The organism is Kosakonia quasisacchari, from assembly GCF_004331415.1.
GTDB classification, from domain to species: domain Bacteria; phylum Pseudomonadota; class Gammaproteobacteria; order Enterobacterales; family Enterobacteriaceae; genus Kosakonia; species Kosakonia quasisacchari.
In genome coordinates, this window is sequence record NZ_SJOP01000046.1 from 1 (window position 1) to 6,681 (window position 6,681).

The following is a 6,681-nucleotide window of genomic DNA, read 5'->3' on the forward strand; positions in this document are numbered from 1 at the left end:
TAGAAGGAAGAATTCGCCACCTTGAAAGTGAAATAAAGACGTTTCAGAAGAACATAAATGAAATCCGAAATGGTAAGGGCTAAATATGCAAATCGATCTCACTTTGCTTGAAAAAGTCGTCACGGAGATATTCACCGAAATGAAAAATCGGGGTATTGATAGTGTTCCACTGGATGCCGATTATTACTGGAACATTCCATCAGAGGCCCTTTACGACCCTTACCAGGACCCAAATCAGCTGGACCTTGGTCAACTGCAAGATGATTACGAAACGTTGAGGCTTGCTCATGCAACGGGTAGCCTGGTTAGCTATAACCTAAAAAACATCGCTGCAATCATGAGATTTTTATCGGAAAAACATCCCTTTTGAAGGCAAAAATGGCTAGCTGGGCTGGTTTTGATACTGGATTAATAATTTTGATAACATTTAACACTTTCTGTCGGTTAGAAACCTTCACTTTGGACCAAATAACCATAAGTGGAGCTCAGTCATTTTGAGTGCGCCTATCGATATACTCCGCGTTGGTGGCATAGCCTGTTCAATAAGACAAGATGTTACCGGAAGAATATAAAAATCTACGTTATCAATAGGTTGTAGATATCTGGATTATCTGTGGCGATTCAAGGTTATAGGATGCCACGAACCGCCGACGAACCCGAGAGGATTAGATATGCTTGAGTATAGTGTAGGCAGCTCAGTGGATAGAGATGATCTTTATGCTGAATTATTATTCAATCGAGTTCAGTGGGGCGAAATTTCATTATCTGAAGATAAACAATCTTTAAATATAATTATTTACCCTAATGATAATAGAATTCTTGAGTTTAAATATGATGACTTCTTGCTCTTGCTTGATAAAGCGAAAAAACATCTTCTTAGTCTCGAACCTTTAAGTGAATGATAAAATTCTGAGGCTCATATACCATAATGAATATCTCCTGAACGAAGGTGTTGCAGTATAAAAATAACGATTCGCAGAAGAGTCGAATATCTTTGCCATGATATCTTTGCCATATAAGAAGTCAGTTCCTGACGTGGCCTTTGTCTGCCAGCAGACTCAGCAAACCGGGCAGGTGCTCCGCGAGTCCCTGGTTACCCTGCCGTAGACCACCAGGTACATGCTCAGCGAGAAGATTCTGATCAGCCAGGGCGCACCGCGTGACACGTTCCAGGTATTAAATTTTGCTGTAACAGCATGAATCTATTAGAGAAGTTCTGCTGATTTATCAGCAGAACTTGACCTTCAGTGATGGTCGTGTCGGGTGGAGAGCTTCTGCAATACTGTCAGTTGCGCAACCGCTTCTTGCATGGCATCCATACCTGCGGTCAGGGCATGCAGGCTGCTTAGATGTGTAGCGATACTTTCCCGCTCATCATTGGTTTTACTGCTCATGGTCGCAATCGTATCAGCTGCCGAAATAGAGTGCTGTGCCATGTTGCTGGCCGTTTCCACGGTATTATTCGCCACGTTACGGATGCGAGAAATCGTGGTAACCGCCTGATTAATGTTTGCGGCGGTGGCATCCGCCTGTTCTTTCGAGGAACGTGCCAACCGCCGCACCTCGCTTGCAACAACGGCAAAACCACGCCCGGCATCACCAGCCCGCGCTGCTTCTACAGCGGCATTGAGCGCTAGCAAGTTAGTCTGGAATGCAATGTTACTGATACCACTGGTAATTTCATTAATACCTGCAGATATTTTCTCCAGATCGTCCAACCCTTCAACTAAACGGTTCTGTGCCTGCTGGCTTTGGATAGCAATATCGCTGATAGAGCGAATACTGTTTTCTGCCATCCCCAGTGTTTCATTCTGCGTCTGGGTCGCCGCTTCGAGCATCGGTAATGCCCTCATTAGCGGACCCAGTTTCTGTTGATAAGCAACCACGCGAGAAATTACGCCACTCTGGAAATCATTCAGCGCTTCCCAGCGACGAAGCGCGCGCTGGGCATAGTGTCCCGCATAGCTGGCATATTCCACCGGGAAATTCGTCATTGCTTTCACATCATGGTTGAAAAAAACCAATGCGGATAACGTCTGGTTAATTGGCACCCCAAGAATTTCCCCAAAGCTGGAAAATCCTGCAGCAGGTAAGCCTTTAAAAAAGTGTGCGTTATGCAGATGGGACTCACTGCCCAGACGACGAAGAATACAGTCGTTCATCAGGACGGCCGCAGGTTTACCAAGCCCCGTAATAAAATGATTCCAGTCCTGTTGTGTCGCCTGTTTAAAATCAGTTTCTTCGAGCAAATGCAGGCGATCACCAAATTCAAGGTCGCAAAAAAAGTGCACACCGTTACTGTCAATGGTCGCGACAGAGCGAATGAAGTATTCATCTCCTACTTTTACGCCGAAGGTGAGCCCTTTAAGTTTGTCGGTTAATTGTTGCTCATTACAGCGTAAATGTTCCGCCAGTGCGCTCGTGAAATGAACCTGCTGACCCTGTTCGTTAAACACGGACGTGACGGTACGGGCAACCGGATCCGCCTGAGCAATCAACCAGCTTTTATTGCACGGTTTAAAATTCTGGCTTTTGAAAGGAGCGAATGATTTCCCTCTCGACATGGTGCAAAAGATAATCACTGCTTTTCCCTGCATCACCTCACCGCCCACGCTTATCCATGTACCATCGAAAGCGAGTTTTCCTCCTGCCGAACCACCAATAGCAAGGCAGGGGAAACGACCGCAGTTATACCAGGCCTGCATCAAAAAGCCTTCTGATGCAGAAAGCCCGTCACAGTAAACCATAGCGAAAGTTTTCTCTGAGGAGAGCGGCATACGCACCTGCAACCTTTCGAGCTCCAGCTGAATCGCTTTGATTCGATCCGGAGCGGTATGCATATCTTTCACATGTAAATCAACGATATGTACTTCGTGCTGTACAACCAGCGATTCGGGCAGGAACAGCCAGCTGCCCTGTTGCCCCGCGCCGTCACAATAAGTCGTTTCGCGGCCGCTGCTACTCAACGCACCACTGGAAGAAAGGGTGATTACGGTTAAGTCGGGAGAGGATAATTGCTGCCACGCCCGACTGACGTTTAAATAATCGGCATTAGGTGGAACAAATGTCATCAGGATCCCGCGGGATTTATTACTTAAGCCTGCTGCCGATAACGTCTTGGGCATGTTCCGGCAATCATAAATGCCATTCGCTGGCCGGGAACGACTCCGGCGCAATGCTGCGGCTAACAAGCTTTTTATCGACATAGATGACATATCCTCACCATTTTTGAAAAACTAAATTTTTTACGGAATCTAAAGTTATGACGAATTTATGAGGCTATACATTTTGCTTTCATTACATACATCAAGCGAAGCGCCAGATACAATTTTGAAAATTGCTTTGATTACTTATTTCTTATCGCCTTTGCGGGCTAAATGTTTAATTATTTTTATCGTCAGAAATGCTCGTAAATTATTAAAATAGTCAAAATAATCAGTATATTACGACGCGTAGCAGACTATCGATATATCATCCAGTAAAAAATATATACCAATTATGTGATACGTCTCAAAATATGGGGTGTAACTATCCATGAAATCAAGCCTATATATTTCAAGACCTGACTGTTCCTGAGTTGTACCTTAAGATAACTGTTTACTTTGAACACCCGCCCCTGAAATCCTGCGCCATTCAGAAATAGAAGGTTGCGTTTCATATCAACAGAACGGACCTTGCAGATATCAAATCAGCCCCATCCAATATAATGAAAGTGTGTGAAAAGCAGCTCAACGCAAAAAGCAGCTCAACAGTAAAAAGAAATACACAGACTGCTAAGAAAGTTTGGCGAAGCAGGCGCTCTTGAACTCCTCCGACGTGGGGAAAATGCTAATGGCACTCCGCCACCGGACGGACAAAACCAGTTTGAAAACAAGACCTTCCTTGTAAAAGGCTCTCACACTCCAAAGCGAGGATTATTCCGCGAAGTTAAATTTATCTCTTGCCCTGCGGAGTTTATCTTCCCCGCGCCCGTCACACTTCTGCGTGGTGGTAATGTACATAGACCTGTTTTAGTTCCATGCACTTTTGAGATTTCCGGGCTTTTGATCCCTTCAAATATGAATGCCAAGTCAGATAAGAGATCCGGATGCCTCACCAGGTACGAACAGTTATAGTAACGCGCAGGTTCTGTCTCGCGAACAGAATAGAGAAAAATCAAACAAATGAGGTATCGGGAATGACAGCTGCGAAATGGCAATTTAATGATCCGCCAAATTTAGCCGTAATTGTGAACAAGGCAATTATCCTTAAAGGTGATTGGATTGCCTACGTTTCACATGATCTTGATGATGGAGGCTGGCAATTTCATACGGATCAGCCTGAACCTGTTACGCAGGATGATGCTATGTTGGTCAGCTTGAAGAATATCGTTGACCTTGATCCCTCTATTGTAGATCTTGCTGGATTGCCGCCTGGATGGCATGCCTGGCGTGAGAGCAAGGAAAGCAAATGGCAGATTTCAGCGCAAAATGTTTGATACCCACAAGCCCTTAGGGTTGAATTTTTTAATCAAAATCAATTTTATCCCTGGCCTTGCGCAGTTTATCTTCACCGCGCCGGTCATACTTCTGCGTGGTGGTGACGCTGGCATGTCCCATTGCATCCTTGACCGTAATTAAGTCCTCACCATTATCGAGCAGAGCCGTTGCGAAAGTTCTTCTGAGGTCATGGGGCGCGCACTTGTCGAGATCGGCCTCTTGCTGACGCACCTGCAGGATATGGTACACCGCCTGGTCGGTCAGGCGTTCTTCTGTCAGAAAGTCATGCCGGCGGATACGGGTGAACAGGGGCCCGGGATGCTCGCCACGAATCTGATCGGTCCACAACATCAGTCGTTGCCATGCTCCGGCCGGGACATAGGCCTGCCTTTCCTTGTTACCTTTGCCAAGCACTTTTAATGCGCGCTCACCGGGGAGAATATCTTCATAGCTCAGCGCCACCGCCTCTGATCGGCGCAGGCCGCAGCCAAGGATCACCGCCAGCAGTGCCGCATCCCTGACGCCTTTGCTACTGCGGTCGGCTTCACACATAGCGAACAATCTTCGTATCTCCTCACGTGACAATGCCCGACCGCGCGGCAGCGTGCTACCTCGGACGGAACGTACAGCACGGATGTGCTGATAATCATCAACATTCATCAGTTTCAGCATCCAGGCTTCCATCGCCACGCCACGCAGTGCCGAAAGGTAGGTGTTGACCGTGGCTACTGCCAGTCCCGTATCTCGCAGTAACTCTATCAGTGCAAGTACATGATGACGGCGCAGTTCTGCCCAGTTGCAGTCAGTCAGATCGCTGGCACCGAGAATGCGCGCAACGATATTGAGGAAGGAGGTCATGGTTTGCCGGCTGCGGACTGAATTCAGCGATAGCAGGTACGCCTGCGCGGGATTAACTTTCGTGACAGTGTCACTATAAAGAACAGGCGATGTGGCTTCGCCGGGCGCATTCACCGGATGCCGGGAAGGCTGATTGCTTTCGGTATCAGTTAATGGGGGCATTGTGAACCTGCATCGTTTTTGTCATAACCGGGCAGCAATACCGGGCGAAATACACCGGCGTGCTGTGCAAAATCTGTGGCCGAATGGTCTACTCAAGCGTATCTCATTTTCTCTACTTTTTCAAAGGTACATTTTAGATAGTAGATAATGTTTTGAATAATGGACTGGTAACGAGATTATTGTACAACCCTTGTTTTTGTATGTTCTATTTGTAGACAAGCATTTGAGTGACCACTACTATCATTTTAAGGAATAAAAAAATCAAAATGTTTATAGGATTAAACTCATAGGGGGAATGTAATGATAACAGCAACCGCAGTTTCTACATTGACTGTATCTTTTCTAAGTGGATTAATGAAAAAGGCAGGGGAAACCTTTTTAGAAAACGCAGTTCGTAAAGTAGGGAATCAACTGTCTTCCTCTAATATATTTAAACAATTGACGAATGAAAAAATTAATCAGCGATATGTTGAAAACTTAGTCAGATCTGTATTTACCTTTCGGACTATTACTAGTGGTGACAAAGACGTATTTTTAGATCAAATCTATTACCCGTTGCAAGTTTCAAGTTATAAATATAAAAATATAAAAATTGAAGATCATGAAACGTTAGAAAACGAAATGCGCGTTTGTTTGGTTGGCGTAGCAGGTCAAGGTAAGACAATGACCTTAAAGAAAATGTTTCTGGAGGATATGAATAAAAGACAATATTTCCCTTTCTTTATAAGCCTAAGAAATATAGATTTTTCAAGAGAAATTTCTTTACCTGAAATCATTGAGAAACATTTTATTAATAATGGAATAAAATGCACTAAACAAGAGGTTTCAGACTTCATAAAAAATGCATCAATACGTATGTATTTCGATGGCTTTGATGAAGTTACTGATTCTCAAAGAAAAAACGTGCTTATCTTGCTTGAAGAATGTGATTTACAATGGAATACTAGTGTTGTTTGTTCCACAAGACCGGATACAGAGTTTTGTAAATTCCCAGGATACGTAACGTATAATGTTGCTTATCTAAAAAAACAAGACGTGTTAAACATAATTGACAAAAATATAACCAATAGTGATGTGAGAAATCAGTTAAAAAAAATATTAACAGATAAGGAGTTCTTATATGACTCCATTGTCACCCCGATACTAGTGGATATTTTTATTGTGACGAGCTTTGGACTGGGAA

The 6,681-nt window shown here is 44.5% G+C and carries 6 protein-coding genes and 1 pseudogene; 4 read left to right on the top strand and 3 right to left on the bottom strand.

The features are described from left to right. The first annotated feature begins 85 nt into the window (after positions 1-85). Positions 86-370 carry a hypothetical protein gene (locus E0L21_RS24355; RefSeq protein WP_131413800.1) on the top strand — a complete coding sequence of 95 codons (285 nt, stop codon included), beginning with the start codon at positions 86-88 and terminating at the stop codon, positions 368-370. A gap of 301 nt (positions 371-671) precedes the next feature. Continuing rightward, entirely contained in the window at positions 672-902 is a 231-nt protein-coding gene (locus E0L21_RS24360) for a hypothetical protein (protein ID WP_131413801.1), read from the top strand. A gap of 136 nt (positions 903-1,038) precedes the next feature. On the opposite strand, the pseudogene E0L21_RS25315 reads toward E0L21_RS24360, so the two are convergent. Both E0L21_RS25315 and E0L21_RS24370 read right to left on the bottom strand, forming a co-directional pair. Continuing rightward, positions 1,039-1,178 (bottom strand): annotated as a pseudogene (locus E0L21_RS25315) (ArsB/NhaD family transporter); the annotation flags it as partial. Between the two features lie 66 nt (positions 1,179-1,244). Continuing rightward, on the bottom strand, positions 1,245-3,206 hold the full coding sequence (locus E0L21_RS24370; protein ID WP_407928695.1) for a methyl-accepting chemotaxis protein: 1,962 nt from the start codon (positions 3,204-3,206) through the stop codon (positions 1,245-1,247). Between the two features lie 971 nt (positions 3,207-4,177). On the opposite strand from E0L21_RS24370, the gene E0L21_RS24375 reads away from it, so the two are divergent. Continuing rightward, entirely contained in the window at positions 4,178-4,477 is a 300-nt protein-coding gene (locus E0L21_RS24375; RefSeq protein ID WP_131413803.1) for a hypothetical protein, read from the top strand. A 28-nt stretch (positions 4,478-4,505) separates the two neighbouring features. Here the strand turns inward: E0L21_RS24375 and E0L21_RS24380 are convergent, their stop codons facing one another. Beyond that, positions 4,506-5,498 (bottom strand): tyrosine-type recombinase/integrase, encoded by a 993-nt coding sequence (locus tag E0L21_RS24380; RefSeq protein WP_131413804.1) that lies wholly within the window; start codon positions 5,496-5,498, stop codon positions 4,506-4,508. A gap of 300 nt (positions 5,499-5,798) precedes the next feature. Here E0L21_RS24380 and E0L21_RS24385 point away from each other — a divergent pair. Further along, a partial coding sequence (locus E0L21_RS24385; protein ID WP_131413805.1) for an NACHT domain-containing protein occupies positions 5,799-6,681 on the top strand: 883 nt, incomplete at its 3' end.

Coding starts and splice junctions, on each gene's coding strand:
- E0L21_RS24375 (WP_131413803.1), top strand. CDS start 4,178: ATGACAGCTGCGAAATGGCAATTTAATGATCCGCCAAATTTAGCCGTA.
- E0L21_RS24355 (WP_131413800.1), top strand. CDS start 86: ATGCAAATCGATCTCACTTTGCTTGAAAAAGTCGTCACGGAGATATTC.
- E0L21_RS24360 (WP_131413801.1), top strand. CDS start 672: ATGCTTGAGTATAGTGTAGGCAGCTCAGTGGATAGAGATGATCTTTAT.
- E0L21_RS24380 (WP_131413804.1), bottom strand. CDS start 5,498: ATGCCCCCATTAACTGATACCGAAAGCAATCAGCCTTCCCGGCATCCG.
- E0L21_RS24370 (WP_407928695.1), bottom strand. CDS start 3,206: ATGTCGATAAAAAGCTTGTTAGCCGCAGCATTGCGCCGGAGTCGTTCC.